This window comes from Streptomyces curacoi, assembly GCF_001513975.1.
GTDB lineage: Bacteria > Actinomycetota > Actinomycetes > Streptomycetales > Streptomycetaceae > Streptomyces > Streptomyces curacoi.
Genome location: NZ_KQ947987.1, coordinates 657,617 through 677,553 on the forward strand (window position 1 = coordinate 657,617; position 19,937 = coordinate 677,553).

At 72.6% G+C, this 19,937-nt stretch carries 16 protein-coding genes and 1 pseudogene; 3 read left to right on the forward strand and 14 right to left on the reverse strand.

Going from position 1 to position 19,937, the window contains the following annotated elements; genetic code table 11:
• Positions 1 to 501: 501 nt before the first annotated feature.
• A pseudogene (locus AQI70_RS37480) lies at positions 502 to 1,104 on the forward strand (LysR substrate-binding domain-containing protein); the annotation flags it as partial.
• 208 nt (positions 1,105 to 1,312) lie between these two features.
• On the opposite strand, the gene AQI70_RS16285 reads toward AQI70_RS37480, so the two are convergent.
• The 3 genes from AQI70_RS16285 to AQI70_RS16295 all read right to left on the reverse strand — a co-directional run bounded on the left by AQI70_RS16285 (position 1,313) and on the right by AQI70_RS16295 (position 5,430).
• Positions 1,313 to 2,458, reverse strand: coding sequence for a PP2C family protein-serine/threonine phosphatase (locus AQI70_RS16285; protein ID WP_244181656.1), 1,146 nt, complete (start codon positions 2,456 to 2,458; stop codon positions 1,313 to 1,315).
• A 101-nt stretch (positions 2,459 to 2,559) separates the two neighbouring features.
• Positions 2,560 to 3,318: an IclR family transcriptional regulator gene (locus AQI70_RS16290; protein ID WP_037886017.1), complete on the reverse strand. Its 759-nt coding sequence runs from the start codon at positions 3,316 to 3,318 to the stop codon at positions 2,560 to 2,562.
• Between the two features lie 51 nt (positions 3,319 to 3,369).
• Complete coding sequence (locus AQI70_RS16295) at positions 3,370 to 5,430, reverse strand: SpoIIE family protein phosphatase (protein ID WP_062149777.1); 2,061 nt, start codon at positions 5,428 to 5,430, stop codon at positions 3,370 to 3,372.
• Between the two features lie 232 nt (positions 5,431 to 5,662).
• Here AQI70_RS16295 and AQI70_RS16300 point away from each other — a divergent pair, with 232 nt between their 5' ends.
• Positions 5,663 to 8,125: a SpoIIE family protein phosphatase gene (locus tag AQI70_RS16300; protein WP_062149780.1), complete on the forward strand. Its 2,463-nt coding sequence runs from the start codon at positions 5,663 to 5,665 to the stop codon at positions 8,123 to 8,125.
• Positions 8,126 to 8,210: 85 nt separating this feature from the next.
• On the opposite strand, the gene AQI70_RS16305 is transcribed toward AQI70_RS16300, so the two are convergent.
• From AQI70_RS16305 to AQI70_RS16355, 11 genes are all read right to left on the reverse strand, one after another.
• Positions 8,211 to 9,815, reverse strand: coding sequence for an MFS transporter (locus AQI70_RS16305; protein WP_062149783.1), 1,605 nt, complete (start codon positions 9,813 to 9,815; stop codon positions 8,211 to 8,213).
• A 42-nt stretch (positions 9,816 to 9,857) separates the two neighbouring features.
• A complete protein-coding gene (locus AQI70_RS16310) occupies positions 9,858 to 10,331 on the reverse strand; it encodes a MarR family winged helix-turn-helix transcriptional regulator (RefSeq protein WP_062149786.1) in 474 nt (157 codons plus the stop codon).
• 56 nt (positions 10,332 to 10,387) lie between these two features.
• Complete coding sequence (locus AQI70_RS16315) at positions 10,388 to 11,020, reverse strand: CoA transferase subunit B (RefSeq protein WP_062149789.1); 633 nt, start codon at positions 11,018 to 11,020, stop codon at positions 10,388 to 10,390.
• Positions 11,020 to 11,775: a CoA transferase subunit A gene (locus AQI70_RS16320; protein ID WP_062149792.1), complete on the reverse strand. Its 756-nt coding sequence runs from the start codon at positions 11,773 to 11,775 to the stop codon at positions 11,020 to 11,022. Before AQI70_RS16320 ends, AQI70_RS16315 begins: the two co-directional genes overlap by 1 nt.
• Positions 11,776 to 11,800: 25 nt before the next feature.
• Positions 11,801 to 12,544 (reverse strand): SDR family NAD(P)-dependent oxidoreductase, encoded by a 744-nt coding sequence (locus AQI70_RS16325; protein WP_062149795.1) that lies wholly within the window; start codon positions 12,542 to 12,544, stop codon positions 11,801 to 11,803.
• Entirely contained in the window at positions 12,541 to 13,467 is a 927-nt protein-coding gene (locus tag AQI70_RS16330; protein WP_062149798.1) for a fumarylacetoacetate hydrolase family protein, read from the reverse strand. The genes AQI70_RS16325 and AQI70_RS16330 overlap by 4 nt, the downstream gene beginning before the upstream one ends.
• 12 nt (positions 13,468 to 13,479) lie before the next feature.
• Positions 13,480 to 14,418, reverse strand: coding sequence for a VOC family protein (locus AQI70_RS16335; protein ID WP_062149802.1), 939 nt, complete (start codon positions 14,416 to 14,418; stop codon positions 13,480 to 13,482).
• Positions 14,419 to 14,432: 14 nt separating this feature from the next.
• Positions 14,433 to 15,446, reverse strand: coding sequence for an amidohydrolase family protein (locus AQI70_RS16340; RefSeq protein WP_062149804.1), 1,014 nt, complete (start codon positions 15,444 to 15,446; stop codon positions 14,433 to 14,435).
• Positions 15,443 to 16,579, reverse strand: a complete 1,137-nt coding sequence (locus AQI70_RS16345; protein ID WP_062149807.1) for an FAD-dependent oxidoreductase — start codon at positions 16,577 to 16,579, stop codon at positions 15,443 to 15,445. Before AQI70_RS16345 ends, AQI70_RS16340 begins: the two co-directional genes overlap by 4 nt.
• A gap of 193 nt (positions 16,580 to 16,772) precedes the next feature.
• Entirely contained in the window at positions 16,773 to 17,735 is a 963-nt protein-coding gene (locus AQI70_RS16350) for a cyclase family protein (RefSeq protein ID WP_062149809.1), read from the reverse strand.
• Positions 17,732 to 18,718 (reverse strand): fumarylacetoacetate hydrolase family protein, encoded by a 987-nt coding sequence (locus AQI70_RS16355; protein WP_062149812.1) that lies wholly within the window; start codon positions 18,716 to 18,718, stop codon positions 17,732 to 17,734. The genes AQI70_RS16350 and AQI70_RS16355 overlap by 4 nt, the downstream gene beginning before the upstream one ends.
• Before the next feature lie 120 nt (positions 18,719 to 18,838).
• Here AQI70_RS16355 and AQI70_RS16360 point away from each other — a divergent pair, with 120 nt between their 5' ends.
• The gene (locus tag AQI70_RS16360) at positions 18,839 to 19,804 is read left to right on the forward strand and encodes a LysR family transcriptional regulator (protein ID WP_062149815.1); all 966 of its coding nucleotides are present in this window, start codon (positions 18,839 to 18,841) and stop codon (positions 19,802 to 19,804) included.
• The last annotated feature ends 133 nt before the right edge of the window (positions 19,805 to 19,937 follow it).

Consider the following 19,937-nt stretch of genomic DNA (forward strand, 5'->3'; position numbering starts at 1 on the left):
GGGGGGGGGGGGGGGGGGGGGGGGGGGGGGGGGGGGGGGTGCCGTGTTGGGGCGTCCGTCGTCTGCGGCGCGCTGTCGTGTTGGGGCTCGGCCATGCGGAGGAGCCGCCCGGGGGCAGCGCCCTGTGTGCCTCAGGGTGCTGTGGTGCCGAGGGTGGGAAGGGGGTGGTCGGTCTGTGGGTGGCCGAGGGTGTGGAACAGGGTCGTGGTCAGGGCGAGGCCCTCGCGGGCGAGGGGGGGCGGGGAGGTGCTCGTCGGGGGCGTGCTGGAGGCAGCCGGGGTGGGAGTGGGGCAGCCAGAGGGTGGGCAGGCCCAGGACGTCCGTGAAGACGGCGTCGGGCAGGGAGCCGCCGATGTTGGGCAGGACCGCGACCGGCCGGCCGGCGACGCGCTCCAGCGTCGCGTGGGCCCAGCGCACCCACGGGTCGTCGAGCGGCGTACGGCTCGCGGCGAAGCTGCCGAGGACACGGACCTCGACCATCGGATAGCCGTGCTCGGCGAGATGGCCGGCGACCACCTCCGCGATCTTGCCGACCTCGGTGCCGACGATGTACCGCAGCTGCAGGACCGCGCGGGCCCGGCCGGGGATGGCGTTGACCGGGCGGTCGATGTCGCCCGCGCCCAGGCTGAGCACTTCCAGGGTGTTCCAGGCGTACAGCCGCTCGGCGGCGGACAGCCCCGGCTCGCCCCACCCCGCGTCCGGCACCGGGTCGCCGGTGCCGCCCGCGACCGTGACGCCGGCGAGGGCCTCGCGGACCGGGTCCGGGACGGCGGGCGGCAGCAACGCGAGGGTTTCGGGCGCCGCCTCGTGCCCCGGGCGATCGCCGACTTCCGGCGCGCGCACCCGGACGTGACGTTCCGCCTCGACGTCGTCCCGCGCCAGGAGGCGACGCGCCGGGTGGTGGAGGGGATCGCGGACGTCGCCGTCACCTAAGCGATGGGCCCGCAGCACGATGTCCGCGTGGAGTGCGCCGTCGTGGTGCCGGTGTCCGCCGTCGTCCCGCTCGGCCACGAGCTGGCCGGCCGCGACCGGATCGGCCTGGCGGAACTGTGCGCCCACCCGCTGGCGCTGGGCTCCCCGGGCACCAGCCAGCGTGAGCTTTTCGACATCGCCGTGCGGCTGGAGGGGCTGGCCGTCCGCCCCGCCCTGGTCTGCGACTCGCTCGCCCCGCAGTGTCAGCGTCGACCACGCCGTGTTCCGGCAGCGCGAGGCCCAGGTGCAGACGGCCACGGGCCGACGGCTGCCGTGGTCGGCCGTGCGCTTCACGGAGTCGCTGGTGACGTCGCTGCGCGCGGGCGCCCGGCCACGGTGATCACGACCCGATGCGCTCGGCGTCGGACGCCGGCCGGGTGACGGCCGTGTCGGCGGCGGCCGGTATCCGCAGCAGCAGCAGTGCCGCGTCGTCGTGTAGCCGGCCGCCCACATGGGTCAGCAGTTCGTCGTGGAGGGCGGTGACCGTGCGCACCGGCTCGTCGGACGTGTGCCGCGCCAGGCCGTCGGCGAGCGGGTAGAACTCACGGTCGTGGTTGCGGGCCTCGGTGACGCCGTCGGTGTAGAGCAGCAGCTGGTCCCCGTCGGCGAAGGGCAGCACCTGGAGCGCGGGGGTCTCACCCGCGAGGGTGCGCAGCCCGAGGGGCGGGGCCGGACGGTCCGGCTCGACCGCCACGACGTCGGTGTCACGCACCAGCAGCGGCGGCGCGTGGCCGCAGTTGACCACCTCCAGCTGCCCCTCCCGGGGGTATCCGGCGACGACGGCGGTGACGAAGTCGTCGCTGCCCAGGTTCCGCGCCAGGCTCCGTTCGATCCGCGCGACGACCGCCAGCAGGTCGGGCTCGTCGTAGGCGGCCTCGCGGAAGACACCGAGCACCAGCGCGGCGGTCCCGACGGCGGGCAGCCCCTTGCCGCGCACATCGCCGACGATCAGCCGGACCCCGTGCGGCGTGGACACCAGCGCGTAGAGGTCGCCGCCGATGCGGGCCTCCGCCGCGGCGGCGCTGTAGCGGACCGCCACCTGGAACGGCCCCACCGTCGCCGGCACGGGCTGCAGCAGCGCGTGCTGCGCGGCCTCGGCCACCGACCGTACGGCCGCGAGCACCCGCTCGCGCCGCCCGCGCAGCGCGCTGGCCAGGCCGCTCGCCAGGGTCACGGCCAGCAGGGCGGCCAGGGCGACCGCCAGGTCACCGCCCGGCGCGCCGTCACGGATGCCGAGGGCGGCGCCCAGGGCGGCGGCCAGCAGCCCCACGCAGAGGACTCCGCGCGGCCCGTTGGTGGTGGCGGCGAGCGCGGGCCCGGTGGCGAGCAGCGGCACCCAGGTCATCCCCGGTTCGCCGAGGAGGGCGGCGAGCACGAGGGCGGAGACGATCAGTACGGGCAGGATGGGCAGGATGGGCAGTACGGGCGCAGCGGCGACCAATCGCCTCGGCCGGTGGTCACGACCGTGGTGCGGGTCCTGGATCATGTCTTGTCCGCTGTCCTCACCTGTGCGCGGGGGGCGTGCACCCGAGATGTCCGTTTCCTTCAGGAAATAGGTTCGAACCGGACGGGACAAGGAGCTGGTTTTCAGATAGTGAGCGAGAGGCCCCTCGTCACCCGGCTCGCGGTCGGGATCAGGCGCGCCGTGATCTCCTCCAGACGGGAGCGCCGGTCGGCGCGCAGCGAGACGCCGAGCGAGCCGAGTGTGGTCCCGCTGTACACGGGCACCGCGACGCAGACCGTGCCGAGGGCGTACTCCTCCAGGTCCGTGACCGCCGGGGCCAGAGGCGAGGAGTCGAGCCGCCGCAGCAGCTCCGGAGTGTCGGTGATCGTCCTGGGGGTGAGGTCGGCCAGCGCGTGCCGGGACAGGTAGTCCTTCCGTGACTCGTCGTCCAGCTCGCGCAGCACGGACTTCCCCAGCGCCGTGGCGTGCCCGGCGTCCTCGAACCCCACCCAGAGATCGACCCGGGGAGCGCGCGGGCCGTCGACGATCTCGGCGACCCGGATCTCGCCCTCCTCGTAGAAGGTGAGATAGGCGGCGGTCGACAGGTCGTCCCGCAGCGCGGCGAGCGTGGGGCGGATCCGGCTGAGCAGCGCCTGCGCCCGGCCCGCCGTGTGCAGCGTCCCGAGCCGGTCGCCCAGGATGAAGCCGCCGTCGTCGAGCTTGCGCACGTATCCGTCGTGGACCAGGGTCCGCAGCAGGTGATACGCCGTGGCCAGGGGCAGACCCGTCTCCCGCGCCAGTTGCTTCGCCGGCGCGCCGTTCTCGTGCGCGCTCACCGCCTCCAGCAGGCGGAAGGCCCGCTGCACGGAGCTGATGAGGGTTGGCCCGTGGCCGGCAGCCATACGAACAGCGTGCGCCGGGCGCACAGCACGGGCAACACGGGCGCCGGGTTCCTACAGCACCCGCGCGACGAGAAGGGCCACGTCGTCGTGGTCGTCGGCATGGCGCAGACCGTACAGCAGGAGGTCGCAGGTCTCCTCCAGGGACCTGCGGGGTTCGTCGAGGAAGCCGAGGAGGGCGTTCAGGCGGTCGTCGATGGGGTGGTGGCGGGTCTCGACCAGGCCGTCGGTGTACAGGACCAGCAGATCGCCGGGGCCGACGTCGACCGTGGTGGTCTCGAACGGGATGCCGCCGACGCCGAGCGGGGCACCGGTGGGCAGGTCGAGCAGTTCCGGCGTGCGGCCGAGGCGGGCCAGCGCGGGCGGCATGTGACCGGCGTTGGCGATGGTGCACTGCCTGGTGCCGGGGTCGTACACGGCGTACAGGCAGGTGACGATGTAGTGCTCCAGATCGCAGGTGATCTTGTCCAGGTGCTGGAGCACCGAGCCGGGATCGAGGTCCAGGTCGGCGTAGGCGCAGGTCGCGGTGCGCAGCCGGCCCATGGTGGCGGCGGCGTCGATGCCGTTGCCCATGACGTCGCCGACGACCAGCGCGGTCCTGTCGCCGGTCAGCGGGAGGACGTCGTACCAGTCGCCGCCGACCTCGCTGGTGGCCTGCGCGGGCTGGTAGCGGGAGGCGAGTTCCAGACCGGTGTGGTGCGGCGGGTGGTCGGGCAGCAGGCTGCGCTGGAGGGTGAGGGCAGTGTTGCGCACGCTCTGGAACCAGCGGGCGTTGTCGATGGCCACGGCCGCCCGGCTGGCCAGCTCACCGGCCAGGACGACGTCGTCCTCGTCGAACGGCACCGGATTGCGGGTCCGCTTCAGATCGAGGGCGCCGAGCACCTCGCCATGGGCGATCAACGGCACCGCGAGATAGGAGTGGACGCCGGCCCGGGCCAGCAGGGACATGGCCTCGGCGTCCCGGGCGATGCGCGGCAGATCGTGCTCGCCGACATGGCGCACCAGGACCGGCCGGCCGGTGTGGACGCACAGGGTGACCAGGCGGTCCCCGTCGTATGCGGCGAGGTCACCGGGCGGGTCGGCGGCGCGCAGCGCCACGCTGGGGTAGGCGGCCTTGAGGGCGAGGGCGCGGAACAGTTCGGGGCCGTTGTCCGGCTTGCGCATACGGCGGCAGGCCAGCGCGGAGTCCAGGACGTCCACGGCGACCACGTCGGCCAGCTCGGGCGTGGCGATCTCGGCCAGCTCGCGGGCGGTCTGCTCCACCTCCAGCGTGGTGCCGACGCGGGTGGAGGCGTCCGCGATGAGCGCCAGGCGCCGCCGGGCCCGGTCGGCCTCGGCGGCGGCGCGGTGCCGCTCGGTGACGTCGACGAACGAGATGGCCGCGCCCAGGACCCGGCCGCCGGGATCCTCCAGCCGGTAGAAGGACAGCGACCAGGCGTGCTCGTGGTCGGGGTCGGCCGGCGGGCGGCCGACGTGGTACTGGTCGAGCAGCGGGGTGCCGGTGGTGAGCACCTGGCGCAGGGCCGACTCGATGGTGTCGATGTCGGGCAGCGGCAGGGTCTCCCTCAGCCGGCGGCCGATGTGCTCCTCGGCCGGTATGGCGTCGATCCGCTCCAGCGCCGGGTTGACCAGCAGGAACCGCAGATCGGGGTCGACCAGGGCGAGACCGATCGGGGACTGGTTGATCAGCCGCTCGCACAGGGCCAGATCGGTCTCCACCCGCTGGAGCAGGGAATGGTCGGCGGCGATGCCCAGGGCGTAGACGTCTCCCAGATCGTCCGTGAGCCGCATGTTGCGGAACTCCGTCAGCCGGGTGCTGCCGTCCTTGAGCCGCACGGGGAAGGCGCCGGCCCAGCTCCGCCCCGTCTCCAGCACCTCCGCGAACAGCTGCACCACGGCCGGCAGGTGCTCGGGGTGGATGAAGAGCCGCGCCGCGTGCGTGCCGAGGGCCTCCTCGGCGGTGTAGCCGAAGAGCTCCTCGGCCTGCGGCGTCCAGAACACGATCCGCCCGTCGGCGTCGACCACCACCGCGGCCACGCTCAGCACGTCGAGCAGGCCGATCGGCCGGGGCGGCTCGGGGCCGTACTCGTTGGACTCGAAGGATTGGGCTGTCATCCCGGCTCCTCCTCCACCGGCGGCAGGGCCCGCCGACCTCGGCCACAGCCGGGCACCACGGCTGCGACGACCGGCACCTCCATGCTCCCTCCGCCGCCTTCGCCCTGCCCAGTGCGAGCACCCCGCGTGCCCCGACCACGGCGGCCGTACCCGTCGGCCCGTGCACATCCGTCGGACAAGCAGGAACATGGTCGTGTAGAGGACGGGAACCATGGACGCTGCGTGAGGACCCATGGATGCTCCGCGAGTAGGACCGGACGCGCCCACGTCCGCAGGACCGCGCGCGCTCTTCGACGCGGCCTCCGACGCGGCGGCGGTGCTGTCCGCGCAGGGTGTCGTGCTCGGCTGGACCCGGGCCGCGGAGGAACTCCTCGGCCACCCGGCGGCGGAGGTCGTGGGCTGCTCCGCGGCCCGGCTGCTGGCGATGCCCGGTGATCCGGTACGGGTGGCCGGGATCGTCGAGCGCTGCCGCGCCGGCATGGGGTGGAGCGGTGTCATCCGCGTACGGCATCGCGACGGCCGCGGCATCGACGTGGACCTGCGGGTCTCGGCCTCCTTCCGCATCGGCGCGGACGAGTGCTTCCTGGTCTCGGCACGGGCGCGGCGCGAGCAGTGGACGGTGGGCCAGTCCGTCCTCGACGGCTTCCTGACCCGCTCGCCGATCGGCATGGCCGTGATGGACACCCAGCTGCGCTACGTCTGGCTGAACGACACCCTGGAACGCTTCGGCGGTGTGCCCCGTGAGCAGCGGCTCGGCCGCAGACTGAGCGAACTGCTGCCCGGGCTGCAGGCGGAGACCATCGAGGGCCTGATGCGCAAGGTCATCGAGACCGGCGTCCCGGTCACCGACTACGAGTACGCGGGATGGAGCTGGGCCGATCCGCACCGCCAGCACGCCTACTCCACGTCGTTCTTCCCCCTCGTGGACGCCGACGACTCGATCAGCGGGGTCTGTTACATGGTCTCGGACGTCACCGAGCGGTGGAACGCCCGCCGGCTGCTGTCGCTGGTCAACGAGGCCGGCACACGCATCGGCACCACCCTGGACGTGCTGCGGACGGCTCAGGAGCTCGCCGACTTCGCCGTTCCCCGCTTCGCGGACTTCGTCGTCGTGGACCTGCTGGAGCCCGTTTTCAGCTCCGAGGGACACGGAGCGTGGCTGACGGACGCCGGCCCGGCACCCGCCAGGCCGGTCATGCGCCGGGCCGGGATGAGCTCGGTGCGCGAGGGCTGCCCGGAGGCCGTCGCGCGCATCGGGGACCGGGTCGACTTCGTTCCTCCGCCGCACGACGTGCGGCTGCTCATCGACGGCGAGCCGGTCCTCGTCCCGGTGCTCGACCCCGCCGACGAACTGTGGGCCACCGAACAGCCGGCGCGGGCGGCGAGCATGCGCGAGTTCGGCCTGCACTCCCTCATCTCGGTGCCGATGCGGGCGCGGAACACCGCCCTGGGGCTCGCCACGTTCCTACGGTCGCTCAACCCCGTGTCGTTCCAGCCCGACGACGTCCTGGTCGCCCGGGAACTGGTGGCCCGAGCGGCGCTGTGCGTCGACAACGCCCGCCGCTACACCCGGGAACACACGGCCGCGGTCACCCTGCAGCGCAGTCTGCTGCCCCACGCCCTGACCGGCGGAACCGCGCTGGAGGTGGCCTCCTCCTATCTGCCGGCGGACCCGACCGGCGGCGTCGGCGGCGACTGGTTCGACGTGATCCCGCTGTCCGGCGCCCGGGTGGGCCTCGTCGTCGGCGACGTGGTCGGCCACGGCATCACCGCGGCGGCGACCATGGGCCGGCTGCGCACCGCCGTACAGACCCTCGCCGACATGGAGATGCCGCCCGACGAACTGCTGGCACACCTCGACGACCTGGTGCTGCGGCTCAGCGAGGAGCAGACGGACGGCGACCCGCCGGGGCACAGCACGACCGCCTTCCTCGGGGCGACCTGTCTGTACGCCGTCTACGACCCGGTCACCAGACGCTGCACGATGGCCCGCGCCGGACACCCGCCGCCAGTGGTCGTCGCACCCGACGGGCAGGTCTCCTTCCCGGAACCCCCTGCCGGTCCGCCGCTCGGGCTGGGCGGGATGGCGTTCGAGGCCGGCGAGATCGAACTCGCCGAGAACAGCCTGTTCGGCCTCTACACCGACGGCCTCGTCGAGGCGGCCGACCGCGACATGGAGCGGGGCATGACCCGGCTCGGCGAGCTGCTGTCCCGGCGGGACCTCGACCTCGCCACCCTGTGCTCGTCCGCCGTGCGCCGGCTCGTACCCGCACCGCAGCCCGACGACATCGCCCTGCTCCTGGCACGCACCCACGCCCTGGGCGCCGAACACGTCGTCTCCTGGGACGTGCCCGTGGACCCGGCCGCCGTCGCCGACCTGCGGGCCCGGGCGATCCGCCAGGTGGAGGCCTGGGGCTTCCCCGAACTGGCCATGACGACCGAACTGATCGTCAGCGAGCTGGTCACCAACGCGATCCGCTACGCCGAACCGCCGCTGCGCCTACGACTCCTCCGCGACTCCCGACTGACCTGCGAGGTCTCCGACGCCAGCCATACCGCTCCGCGGCTGCGGCACGCGCGGAGCACGGATGAGGGTGGTCGGGGTCTGTTCCTGGTGGCCCAGCTGTCCCATCGCTGGGGGGCTCGCTATACGGGCGACGGAAAGATCATCTGGGCGGAGCAGGAGATCGCCTGAGGGCTCGGGTGGTTTGGCTTGTTGTGCTGCCCCGCCACCAGTGCACCGGCCCCGCGCCCCTTCGGGTCGGCTGCCGCCCAGTCCGTCAGGGACGGGCCGCCCCGGTGCGTCGTACGCCTGCCGCCGCCACCAGTGCACCGGCCACGCACAGCACGCCGGCGACCAGCACGGAGGTGTGCACGCCGTTCATGAAGGCTTCGTGGCTTCCCTCGACGACGGCGGCCTTCAGCTGGGCCGGCATCTCACCGGAGACCGGGACGACGCCCATCGCCACCGCGTCCTTCGCCTCGCCCAGGCCCTCGGCCGCCTGCGCGGGCACCCCGGCGGAGGTCAGTTCGCCGGTCAGGGTGGCGCCGACCCGGCTGCTGATGAGGGACACCAGCACGGAGGTGCCGAGCGCGCCGCCGATCTGCAGCGCGGTCGCCTGCAGGCCGCCCGCCACACCGCCGTCCTCGACCGGCGCGTTGCCGACGATGGCGTCGGACGAGGACGCCATCACCATGCCGACACCCAGGCCGAGCGCGATGAACGGCGGCCACATGGTGGTGTACGAGGAGTCCGCGCTCCAACTCGGCATCGCGAAGCAGGCGGCGGCCTGGAGCGCCATGCCGAGCGGCATGGTGAGCCGGGGCCCGAACCGGTCCGTGAGCGCCGCGCCCAGCGGGGAGGCCACGACCGAGGCGAGGCTCAGCGGCAGGGTGCGCACACCCGCCTCGACGGGGCTGAAGCCGCGTACGTTCTGCAGATAGAGCATGACGAAGAAGATCACGCCGAGCAGCACGAAGAAGTTCAGCGCGGTGATGACGGTGCCGATGGTCAGCGCCCGGTTGCGGAACAGGCGCATGGGCAGCAGCGGCGCGGCGACCCGGCTCTCGTAGCCGCCGAAGACCAGCAGGATCACCACGCCCGCCGCGAGGGCGCCCAGCGTGCCGCCCGAAGTCCAGCCCCAGGTCTCGCCCTTGACGACGCCGAACACGACGGCGAGCAGGCCCAGCGCCAGCAGGACGACGCCGACGAGGTCGAACTTCTCGTCCGCGGCGGCGGTGTTCCTGCTCTGCGGCAGGACGATGCCGCTGAAGACGAGCGCGACGACACCGATGGGGGCGTTGATGTAGAAGACGGATTCCCAGTCGACGTGCTGCACGAGCAGGCCGCCGACGATGGGGCCGAGGGCGGTGGACACCGAGGAGACCATCGCCCAGATGCCGACCGCCATGCCGAACTTCCGCGGCGGGAACACGGCACGCAGCAGACCGAGGGTGTTGGGCATCAGCAGGGCGCCGAAGAAGCCCTGCACCGCGCGGAAGGCGATGACGCCCTCGATGGACCCGGCGAGCCCGATGGCGACGGACGCCGCGGTGAAGCCCGCGACGCCGACCAGGTAGAAGGTGCGGCGTCCGAACCGGTCACCGAGCTTGCCGCCGAGGATCAGGGCGGCGGCGAGGGCCAGCAGATAGGAGTTGGTGACCCACTGGAGGTCGGCGGTGGAGGCCTTGAGGTCCCGGCCGATCTCGGGGTTGGCGATCGAGACGACGGAGCCGTCGAGGCCGACCATGAAGAGGCCGAAGGCGACGGCGATCAGCGTCAGCCAGGGGTTGGCCCGCAGGCCGCGCGGCTGGTCGGCGGGCGGTGCGGAGGCCGGCGGGGCAGAGCTGGGCAGAGCGGCGGAGCCGGTGGTCGCGGAGGGCATGACTGTGCCTGTCCTTCGTGAGTACTGGAAGAAGAGCGCGGATCAGCGCACGGGACGGTGCAGCTGCTCGGCGAGGGCGTTGAGCGCGCCCAACGCCGAGCCGAGGGCGTCCAGTTCGCCCTCGGTCAGAGCACGCAGCGCCTGCGCGAGATGGGCGCCCATCACCTTCGATACCTCGGCGTTGCGCTGCCGGGCGGTCGGCGTGAGGTGCAGATGCGCGATCCGCTTGTCGGCGGGGTCCTGCCGGCGTTCCAGCATCCCCTGCTCGGTCATCAGCGTGACCAGCGCGCTGACGTTGTTCGGCTTCATCCGCAGCGCCTCGGCCGCCTCCCGCACGGTGACCCCGTCATGGGCGTCGACATACCGCAGCAGCGCGAGCTGGGCCTCGGGGGGCTTGGGGTGCGGGAACTCCTGGCCGACCTGCCGGTCGAGGGCCCGGTGCAGGGCGGGCAGGCATGCCACGAGCACAGCGGCCACGTGGTCGATGTCCTGGGCGGACGCGCTGTGCTGGGGCATGCCATCAGGGTAAGTATGAAGAGATACCTATGTCAAAGGACCTAATGTGGGGAGGCTCAATGGGGCAGGAGCGGCGCACCCGTACGCGCCGCGACCTCGTCCACGGCGACCCCGGGAGCGGTCTCCACCAGGGCGAGCCCCTCGGGGGTGATGTCGAGGACGCCGAGGTCGGTGATGACCCGGTGGACGCAGCGTTCGCCGGTGAGCGGCAGGGTGCAGTCCGCGACGAGCTTGGGGGAGCCGTCCTTGGCGTTGTGCTCCATCAGCACGATGACGCGCCGGGCACCGTGGACCAGGTCCATCGCCCCGCCCATGCCCTTGACCAGCTTGCCGGGGATCATCCAGTTGGCCAGGTCACCGCGCTGCGACACCTGCATGGCGCCGAGGACGGCGGTGTCGATGTGGCCGCCGCGGATCATGCCGAAGGACACGGCCGAGTCGAAGAAGGACGCCCCCGGCAGGACGGTGACGGTCTCCTTGCCGGCGTTGATCAGATCCGGGTCGACCTGGTCGGCGGTGGGATACGGCCCGGTGCCGAGGATGCCGTTCTCCGAGTGCAGGACGACATGCACCCCGGGCGGGAGGTGGTCCGGGACGAGGGTGGGCAGGCCGATGCCGAGGTTGACGTAGGAGCCGTCGGTGAGTTCGGCGGCGGCGCGGGCGGCCATCTGGTCGCGGGTCCAGGCCATCAGGAACGTACCGTCACCTTCTCGATGTGCTTGTCGGCTGCCTCTGCGGACGTCAGCCGCACCAGCCGCTGGACGAAGACGCCGGGCAGATGGATCTCGTCGGGGCCGAGTTCCCCTGGCTCCACCAGTTCCTCCACCTCGGCCACGGTGACGCGCCCGGCCATGGCGGCAAGCGGGTTGAAGTTGGCCGACGCCCTGCGGAAGACCAGGTTGCCGTGCCGGTCGCCGCGCCAGGCGCGGACGAGGGCGAAGTCCGCGGTGATGGCCTCCTCCAGGACGTGCGGCCGGCCGTCGAAGGCGCGGATCTCCTTGGCCGGGGACGCCACGGCCACCGAGCCGTCGGGCGCGTACCGCCACGGCAGGCCGCCGTTCGCGACCTGGGTGCCGACCCCGGCCGGCGTGAAGAACGCGGGCACACCGGCGCCGCCCGCGCGCAGCCGCTCGGCCAGCGTGCCCTGCGGCACCAGCTCCACCTCCAGCTCACCGGCCAGGTACTGGCGGGCGAACTCCTTGTTCTCACCCACGTAGGAGCCGGTGACCCGGGCGATCCGGCCCGCCGCCAGCAGCACGCCCAGGCCCCGCCCGTCCACGCCGCAGTTGTTCGACACGACCTTCAGACCGGTCGCGCCCTGCGTGTGCAACGCCTCGATGAGCACGGCCGGGATGCCGCTGAGGCCGAAGCCGCCGACGGCCAGCGACGCGCCGTCGGGGATGTCGGCGACCGCCTCGGCGGCGCTCGCACAGACCTTGTTCACAGAGGGACCTTTCTGGGCTGAGGGCTCAAGAACGCAGCGCGTCCGAGAGGGACTTGACACCGCCGTGCGCGGTGAGGCCGCCGTCCACGGGGATCTCGGCGCCGGTGATGAAGGACGCCTCGTCGGAGAGCAGGAACACCACGAGCGGGGTGATCTCGTCCACGGTGCCGGTGCGGCCGAGCGGGGTCTCGCGGATGTTCGCCTCGCGGAACGCCGGAGCCGCGGAGGCGGTCATCTCGGTCTCGATGTAGCCGGGGTGGATGGTGTTGACGCGGATGCCGCGGGGGCCGAGTTCGGTCGCTGCCGTCCTCGACAGGCCCCGCAGCGCCCACTTGCTGGTCGTGTAGGCGACCGGGTAGTGGCCGGTGAGCGCGGCCGTCGAACCGACGTTGACGACGGACGAGCCCGGCGGCATCAGTGGCGCGAGGTGCTGGATGCCGAGCAGCGGGCCGGTGACATTGACCGCGTGGACCCGGTCGAGGTCCTGCGGCCGTACCTCGCCGAGGCGGGCCCGCCAGGTGATGCCCGCGTTGTTGACCAGGCCGTGGACACCGCCGTACGACTCCCGCAGCTCGGCGGCGAGCCGGGCCCACGCCTCGTCGCTGGTGACGTCGAGGCGACGGCAGCCGGATGCGTCCGTGACGTCGGTGGCGATCACCCGGGCGCCCTCGCGGGTCAGTGCCTCGGCCTCGGCGGCGCCCTGGCCGCGGGCGGCTCCCGTGACGACCACGACCTTGCCGAGCAGCCTCTTGGGCCGCGGGCCGCTCACGGCCGCTCCCGGCTGCGGCGGCGGCCCCTCGGCAGCGGCACCGGCTCCGCGCCGGCCACCACGGTGTTGGACACGGCACCGATCCCCTCCACCGTGAGCGTCACCGTGTCACCCGGCTTCAGCGGCGGCGGCTCCCGTCTGCCGCGCACGCCCCACAACTCGGCGAGGCAGCCGCCGTTGCCGCAGGTGCCCGAGCCGAGGACGTCACCCGGACGCACCCACGTGCCGCGCGAGGCGTAGGCCACCATCTCCTCGAAGGTCCAGCTCATGTTGGACAGCAGGTCCTCGCCGACCACCTCGCCGTTCACCTCGGCGGTCAGGGCGAGACGCAGGAAGCCGTCGGCGTCGCGGTGGTGCTCCAGCTCGTCGGCGGTGACGAGATACGGCCCGAGGGTGGTGGCCGTGTCCTTGCCCTTGCAGGGGCCCAGGCCCACCCTCATCTCCGCCGACTGGAGGTCTCGGGCGGACCAGTCGTTGAAGATCGTGTAGCCGATGATGTGGTCGCGGGCCTGCTCCGGGGTGAGGTCGCGGCCCTCGCGGCCGATCACGGCGGCGACCTCCAGTTCGAAGTCGAGCACGCTCGACCCCGGCGGCATCGGGATCTCGTCGTGCGGGCCGTACACCGCGTGGGGATTGGCGAAGTAGAAGGTCGGGGCCGCGTACCACTGCTCGGGCACGCCTGCGGCCCCGTCCACGGAGCGCCGTACTCCTTCGACGTGCTCCTCGAAGGTGACGAAGTCCCGGACGGTCGACGGCGTCAGCGGCGGCAGCAGCCGCACCTCCGACAGCGCGACGGCCGCACCCACGGGACGGACCCCGACGGCGTCGAGGGGCGAGGTGCCGTCGGGCAGGGCCCGTACGACGGCGTCCTCCACGACCCCGCAGTGACGCCGTCCCTCGTACACATAGGTGGCGATACGCACGGGTCGGCGCCCCTACACCGGCGGGGCGACGAACACGCCGCGGTCGACGTCGTTGAACGACTCCTTGGCGATGAGTTCGTTCATCGGGTTCGCGGTGCCCCACTGGTCGGTGACCTCGGGCTGGGAGAAGTCGTAGACGTGCGGGTGCCAGGTGTCCTCGTCGAGCTCCTCCAGCTCGGTGGTGTACTCGACGGTGTTGCCGTGCGGGTCGAGGAAGTACGTGAAGGTGTTGTCGCCCGCCATGTGCCGGCCCGGCCCCCAGATCTTGCGGAAGCCCGCCCGCATCACCCGGCCCGAGCCGCGCATGTACTCGTCCAGGCCGCGCATCTCGAAGGAGACGTGGTGCAGGGAGGTGTGCGGGCCCTTCGCGAGCGCCATGGAGTGATGCTGGTTGCTGATCCGCATGAAGTGCATGACCTCACCCATGTGCGGCGAGCTGAGCGTGTCGGAGAGCCGGAACCCGAGGTGGGTCTCGTACCACTCACGGGTCCTGTTCAGGTCGGGGGAGTTGAGCACCACGTGCGACAGCCGGACCGGGATCGCCTCCTTCTCCTCGATACGACGGTGCCGGCGCGCCACCACATCGGCGGAGACCTCGATGGTGCGGCCGTCGACGTCGAAGAAGCGGAAGCCGTAACCGCCGCCGGGGGTGTCGAGCTTCCCCGGCTGGGAGATCAACTGCACACCACCCGCGAGCAGTTGCTCGGCGAGCGTGTCCACATCGGCCGCGCTGCCCGCGCCGTAGGAGACCAGGTCGAGGCGCTTCTCGTCGGCCTTGCGCAGCCGTACGACGTACTGCTCGGGGCTGCCCTCCGCGGCCAGGAAGGAGATTCCGGAGTCCTCGGCGACCTCGGTCAGGCCCCAGACGCCGGCGTAGAAGTCGAGTTGCTTGTCGTAGTCGGGTACGGCGAGGTCGACGTGCCGCAGGTGGGTGAGCAGACGGTGGGACATGTGGAGGTTCCTCCTCAGGCGAGGTTCAGCAGGGCGGCGGCGTTGCCGCCCCGCACCGCGTGGAAGTCGTGGTCGGGCAGACCGGCCGCGCGCAGGGCGCCCAGCGGGTCGTCGGTGCCCATGTCGAAGGGGAAGTCGGAGCCGAGCAGAACCCGGTCGGCGCCGACGACGCGGATCAACTCCCGCAGGACGTCGGGGTCGTGGACGAGGGAGTCGAAGTACAGCTGCCGCAGATAGCTGCTCGGCTCCCGGGCGCAGTCCCGGGCGTCGGGGCGGACCCGCCAGGCGTGGTCGGAGCGGCCGATGTGGGTGGGGAGGTAGCCGCCGCCGTGCGCGGCCACCAGCTTCAGGCCCGGATGGCGGTCCAGGACGCCGGAGAAGATCAGATGCGAGAGGGCGACGGCGTTCTCGGTGGGCTGGCCGACCGTGTTGGACAGGTACCACTGGTCCAGGCGCTCGTCGAGGGTGCAGCCGAAGGGGTGCAGGAAGACCAGGGCGCCGGTCTCCTCCGCGCGGGCCCAGAAGGGTGCGAGTCTCGGGTCGGAGAGCTCGACCCCCCGGGCTCCGCCCCGCCCCGGGGCGTGCGAGGAGATCTCCACGCCCCTCAGCCCTTGGTCCAGCGCGTGGTCGAGCAGGGCCGGAGCGAGGTCGGGATGCTGGAGGGGGACCAGGCCGAGCCCGTGCAGCCGGTCGGGGGCCTTGGCGCAGTGCGCGGCGGTGCCCTCGTTGGCCAACTGGCAGAGTTTTCCAGCCATTTGTCGGTCGGCCCAGTAGTGGTAGTGGCCCGGCGAGGGGCTCACCAGCTGCACGTCCACCCCGGCCGTGTCCATGGCCGCCAGGCGCACGGCGACGTCCGTCAGCGCCGGCAGACGCGCGCCGACCATGGGGCCGTTCACCGCGAGGGCCGCCGGACCGTTGCGGCGGGCGTCCAGCCCCCGCGCCTCGGCGAGGCCGGGGTGACCGGCGACGGCCTCCTCCACCTCCGGCAGCAGGACGTGCGCGTGCACGTCGACGGTGGGCGCCGTCACGGCAGCTCCTTCAGGAGGTTCATCGTGCGGCCGATCAGCCCGGGGACGTCGGCGTCGCGCACACAGTCCAGCTGCCACTGGCCGATCTGTACGGACGCCTCGACGACGGCCCGGACCCGGGGGATGCGGCGGTCGTAGTAGCTCTGGAACAGCTCGTCGTCCCAGTCCCGGCCGCTCGTGAGCAGCTCGGCGAGCACGAGGGCGTCCTCCAGGGACATGGCCGCGCCCTGGGCGAGCGTGGGCGGGCAGCAGTGGGCGGCGTCACCGACGAGGACGATCCGGCCGCGGTGCCAGGAGCCCTCGACCAGCATCCGGGTGAACCAGGTGTAGTTGACCCGTTTCGGGTCGGTGATGTGCTTGGTGATCTCCGGCCAGGCACCGCCGTACGCCTGCGCAAGGCGGCGCATCTCCTCGGCGTGGTCGGCCGCGTCGACGGAGGCGCGGTCGCGGCACCCTTCGACGAGGTACGCGTAGAGGGTGTCCTCGCTGGTGGGGGTGTACCCCGCTATATAGGCCGGGCCGCCGTAGGCGAGGTCGGTGCGGTCCACGCCCTCGGGCCGCGGAGCGGCGATGCGCCAGATGCCCATGCCGGTCGGTTCGGGCGTGTCGGGGATGCCGATCGCGGCGCGGGTGGCGGAGTTGAGGCCGTCGGCGGCGACGACCAGGTCGTAGCGGCCCTCGCTGCCGTCGCTGAGGCGCACCCGGACCCCGTCGGCGTCCTGCTCCAGCGACTCGGCGGTGGTGCCCAGGCGTACCGTGGCGCCGGACGCGCGGACCGCGTCGATGAGGATCCGCTGGAGCTGCGGGCGCTGCATGCCGAGCGTGGCGGGCAGGTCGTCGCCGCCGGTCCTGATGTCCTCGGCGACGTGCAGCACCGTGCCGTCGGGGGCGGTGATGCCGAGCGTGCCGAAGGGGAATCCGGAGGCCCGCACCCTTTCCCACAGGCCCAGTTCGCGCAGCACGCGCAGGGCGTTGCCCTGGAGGGTGATGCCGGAGCCGGTGGTGGCGTTCCAGTCGGGCCTGGCCTCGATCAGGTCGACGCGGAGGCCCGCGCGGCGCAGCAGGACGGTGACGGCGTTGCCGGAGGTGCCCCCGCCGATGACGAGGACTCTGCGGTTGGGGCTGTCTGCCATGTCGGGGATACCTCCCGAGATTCGGCCGCGCGGCTTCGAGCGGCGGGGTGCGGCTCGCCCGCGGGGAGCGCGGGCCAGGGGTGAGGACGGAGGTGGGGGCGGGGGTGAGGACGGAGGTGGGGGCGGGGGTGCGGGCGCCGGATGCACCGCCCGCTGTCCGGGGAGTGCCGCGCATCCGGCGGCCGGTTTTCGGTTACTTGACGGCGACGGGGTTGACGGGGGAACCGACGGCCCCGGTGATGGGCAGCGGCGCGGCGGTCAGCCAGAACTCGTACACGCCGTCCGCCGCGCAGTCCTCGGCGAGCGACTCCAGGTCCCACATCTCGCCGATGAGCAGACCCATGTTGGGGATGACGACCTGGTGCAGCGGCTGGAAGGCGTTCTCGAACTCGTTGGGCCGTACCTCGAAGCCCCAGGTGTCGGTGGCGATCGCGGCGATCTCGGTACGGTGCAGCCAGCCGGCGGTGGTGAACGACAGGCCGGGCGCGGCGCCGCCCGCGTAGTCGCCCCAGCCGTCGCGCCGGACACGGGCCAGCTGCCCGGTGCGCACGACGACGATGTCCCCGCGGCCGACGCTCACCCCGTGGGCCTCCGCCGTCGCGGTCAGGTGCTCCTCGGTGATCGCGAAACCGTCCGGGAGTTCACCGGGCTCACCGCCGATGACCCGGCCGACGTCGAGGAGCACGCCGCGCCCGGCGACGTACGGCGCCATGTGCTCGATGCCGGTGACCAGGTCGCCGTCGGAGGTGACCACCTTCTCGGCGTCCCGGCCGTTCCATGCCTTGCCGTGGTCGAAGATGTGCCCGAGGCCGTCCCACTGGGTGGAGCACTGCAGCGGCATCGCGATCACGTCGTCGGCGCCGCCGATCCCGTGCGGGAAGCCCTGGTTGCCGAGGGCCGCGTCCGTGCCGGTGTCGAGCATCGTGTGCACCGGGTTGGTGCGGCGCCGCCAGCCCTTCTGCGGGCCGTTCATGTCGAACCGCTGCGAGAGGGAGAAGCTCACCCCTCGCCGGACGAGGGCGGCGCCCGCACGCCGCTTGGCCTCGTCGAGGAAGTTGAGGGTGCCGAGGACGTCGTCCTCGCCCCAACGGCCCCAGTTCGAGCACTCCTTGGCGGCCTCGGCGATCGCGCCCTCGGGGTCCGTACGGTCGATCATGCGCCGGCCCCCTCCGCGACACAGCGGGTGCGCTGCACGCCCAGACCGGTGATCGACCCCTCCATGACGTCCCCGTCGCGCAGCAGCCGCCCCCAGTGGATGCCGTTGCCGGCCGGGCTGCCGGTCAGCACGAGGTCCCCGGGCAGCAGCCGCGCGGTCCGGGATATGTACGACACCAGCCGGGCGATGCCGAACAGCATGTCCTTGGTGGACTCGTCCTGCATGGTGTCGCCGTTGAGCTTGAGGGCGACCCGCAGATCACCGGGGTCGGCGATCGACCCGGCCGGGACGAGCCACGGGCCGAGCGGGGTGAAGCCCGGGGCGTTCTTGCAGCGCAGCCAGTCGGTGCCGATGGCCTTCATGTCCCGGCGGAAGACGGTGGCGCGGTCGGTGAGGTCGTTGGCGATCGTGTACCCGGCGACGTGCTCCAGGGCCTCCTCGACGGACACCCGGTACGCGGGCCGGCCGATCACCGCCGCCAACTCCAGCTCCCAGTCGGGCTGTTCGGCCCAGGCGGGGAGGACCACGTCGTCGTACGGCCCGGCGATGGTGGTGGGCAGGCCGATGAACACGTACGGCAGGTCCTCGGCGGCCCGCCGGTCCATCACCGCGGCGATCTCGGCCCGCGCCTCCTCGACGGTGCGCGGGTCGTCGGGGGAGCGGTGGGCGACCTCCAGGTCGATCACATGCTGCCGGTAGTTCGCCCCGGACTGGAAGATCTGCCGGGGCTCCACCGGGGCGTGCACCCGCAGCCCGGCCAGCGGCTGCCACTCCAGTGCGTCCTCGTGCGCGAGGGTGTGCAGGACGGGGAGGGCCTCCTCCCACCGCTCCAGCACGGCGCGCACGTCGGACGGCTCCCAGGCCATGGCCTGCCGCAGGTCCAGCACCCGCTCCCGGGCCACGAGACCGGGGAACGCGGACCCGCCCGGAGCGGAGAACGTGCCGAGCGCGAACGGGCCGGCAGGTTGCACGAGTGTTGCCATGAGATGTCCTCCCGCTGGGTTGCGGTCTACTCTGGCCCCCATCGACGAATCACGGAAATCAATCTTGTGGATGCATCACATCCACGACATGGATGGCTCTCGCTCGCTAGGTGGTGCCCGGTGAACCTGTCCCGACTCGACCTCAATCTGGTCGTCGCCCTGCGCGCCCTGCTGGAGGAGCGCAACGTCACCCGGGCCGGCGAGCGCGTCGGGCTGAGCCAGCCGGCGATGAGCGCGGCGCTGTCGCGCCTGCGCCGCCACTTCGACGACGAATTGCTCTCCCGGACCGGCAACAGCTACGAACTCACGCCCCTGGGCGTCGCGTTGCGGGACCGCAGCGCCACCGCCTGCGACCTGCTGGAGCGGGTCTTCTCCAGCCAGGCCGAGTTCGACCCGACCGCCGAGGCCCGCGAGTTCACGCTGCTCGCCTCGGACTACGGCGCGGCCGTCTTCGGCGCCGCGCTCGCCCGCGCCGTGCACCACGAGGCGCCCGGCATCCGGCTCACCTTCCAGCACCCCGCGCCCGGGGTCGTGGAGAACACCGCGACCACGCTCAGCACCGTCGACGGCCTGCTGATGCCGCACGGCGTCATCGACGGTTTCCCCGCCGTGGACCTCTACAGCGACCGCTGGCTGTGCCTGGTCGCCGACGACCACCCCGACATCGGCCACGAACTCACCCTGGACCAGCTGGCCCGGCTGCCCTGGGCGGTCTACCAGCGCCCCTACGACGCCCCGGCCGCCCGCCAGCTCAGCATGCTCGGCATCAGTCCCCAGGTGGAGGTCTCCGTGCAGACCTTCCAGCTGCTGCCGCACATGGTCGAGGGCACCCGTCGGATCGCGATGATCCAGGAGCGGCTGGCCCGCAGGGCGGTCCGCTCCGCCGCGGTACGCGTCCTGCCCTGCCCCTTCGAGGCCGTACCGGTCCAGGAGGCCCTGTGGTGGCACCCGCTCCACGCCCAGGACGCGGCCCACATCTGGCTACGCCAGAAGGCGGCACAGGTGGGCGAGACACTGCAGAGCAACGACACCGGCGAGACCACCCCCACCACCCAGCCCACGGAGCCGGTACCGGAACAACCCTGACACCGGCAACGCCACATGCCCACCAACGGCAAGTGCCCACCAACCGTCACTGTCCCGACGACACCGGCCGCGAGGGAGCCGGAGGGGCGCGTCGGTGTCGGGAGACCGAACGCGCGGAGGCGCGCAGCGCCGA

Excerpts from the sequence above, each read along its gene's own strand:
- AQI70_RS16305 (WP_062149783.1), bottom strand. The coding sequence starts at position 9,815 with ATGCCCTCCGCGACCACCGGCTCCGCCGCTCTGCCCAGCTCTGCCCCG.
- AQI70_RS16315 (WP_062149789.1), bottom strand. The coding sequence starts at position 11,020 with ATGGCCTGGACCCGCGACCAGATGGCCGCCCGCGCCGCCGCCGAACTC.
- AQI70_RS16355 (WP_062149812.1), bottom strand. The coding sequence starts at position 18,718 with ATGGCAACACTCGTGCAACCTGCCGGCCCGTTCGCGCTCGGCACGTTC.
- AQI70_RS16310 (WP_062149786.1), bottom strand. The coding sequence starts at position 10,331 with ATGCCCCAGCACAGCGCGTCCGCCCAGGACATCGACCACGTGGCCGCT.
- AQI70_RS16295 (WP_062149777.1), bottom strand. The coding sequence starts at position 5,430 with ATGACAGCCCAATCCTTCGAGTCCAACGAGTACGGCCCCGAGCCGCCC.
- AQI70_RS16290 (WP_037886017.1), bottom strand. The coding sequence starts at position 3,318 with ATGGCTGCCGGCCACGGGCCAACCCTCATCAGCTCCGTGCAGCGGGCC.
- AQI70_RS16300 (WP_062149780.1), top strand. The coding sequence starts at position 5,663 with ATGGATGCTCCGCGAGTAGGACCGGACGCGCCCACGTCCGCAGGACCG.
- AQI70_RS16345 (WP_062149807.1), bottom strand. The coding sequence starts at position 16,579 with ATGGCAGACAGCCCCAACCGCAGAGTCCTCGTCATCGGCGGGGGCACC.
- AQI70_RS16350 (WP_062149809.1), bottom strand. The coding sequence starts at position 17,735 with ATGATCGACCGTACGGACCCCGAGGGCGCGATCGCCGAGGCCGCCAAG.
- AQI70_RS16335 (WP_062149802.1), bottom strand. The coding sequence starts at position 14,418 with ATGTCCCACCGTCTGCTCACCCACCTGCGGCACGTCGACCTCGCCGTA.
- AQI70_RS16285 (WP_244181656.1), bottom strand. The coding sequence starts at position 2,458 with ATGATCCAGGACCCGCACCACGGTCGTGACCACCGGCCGAGGCGATTG.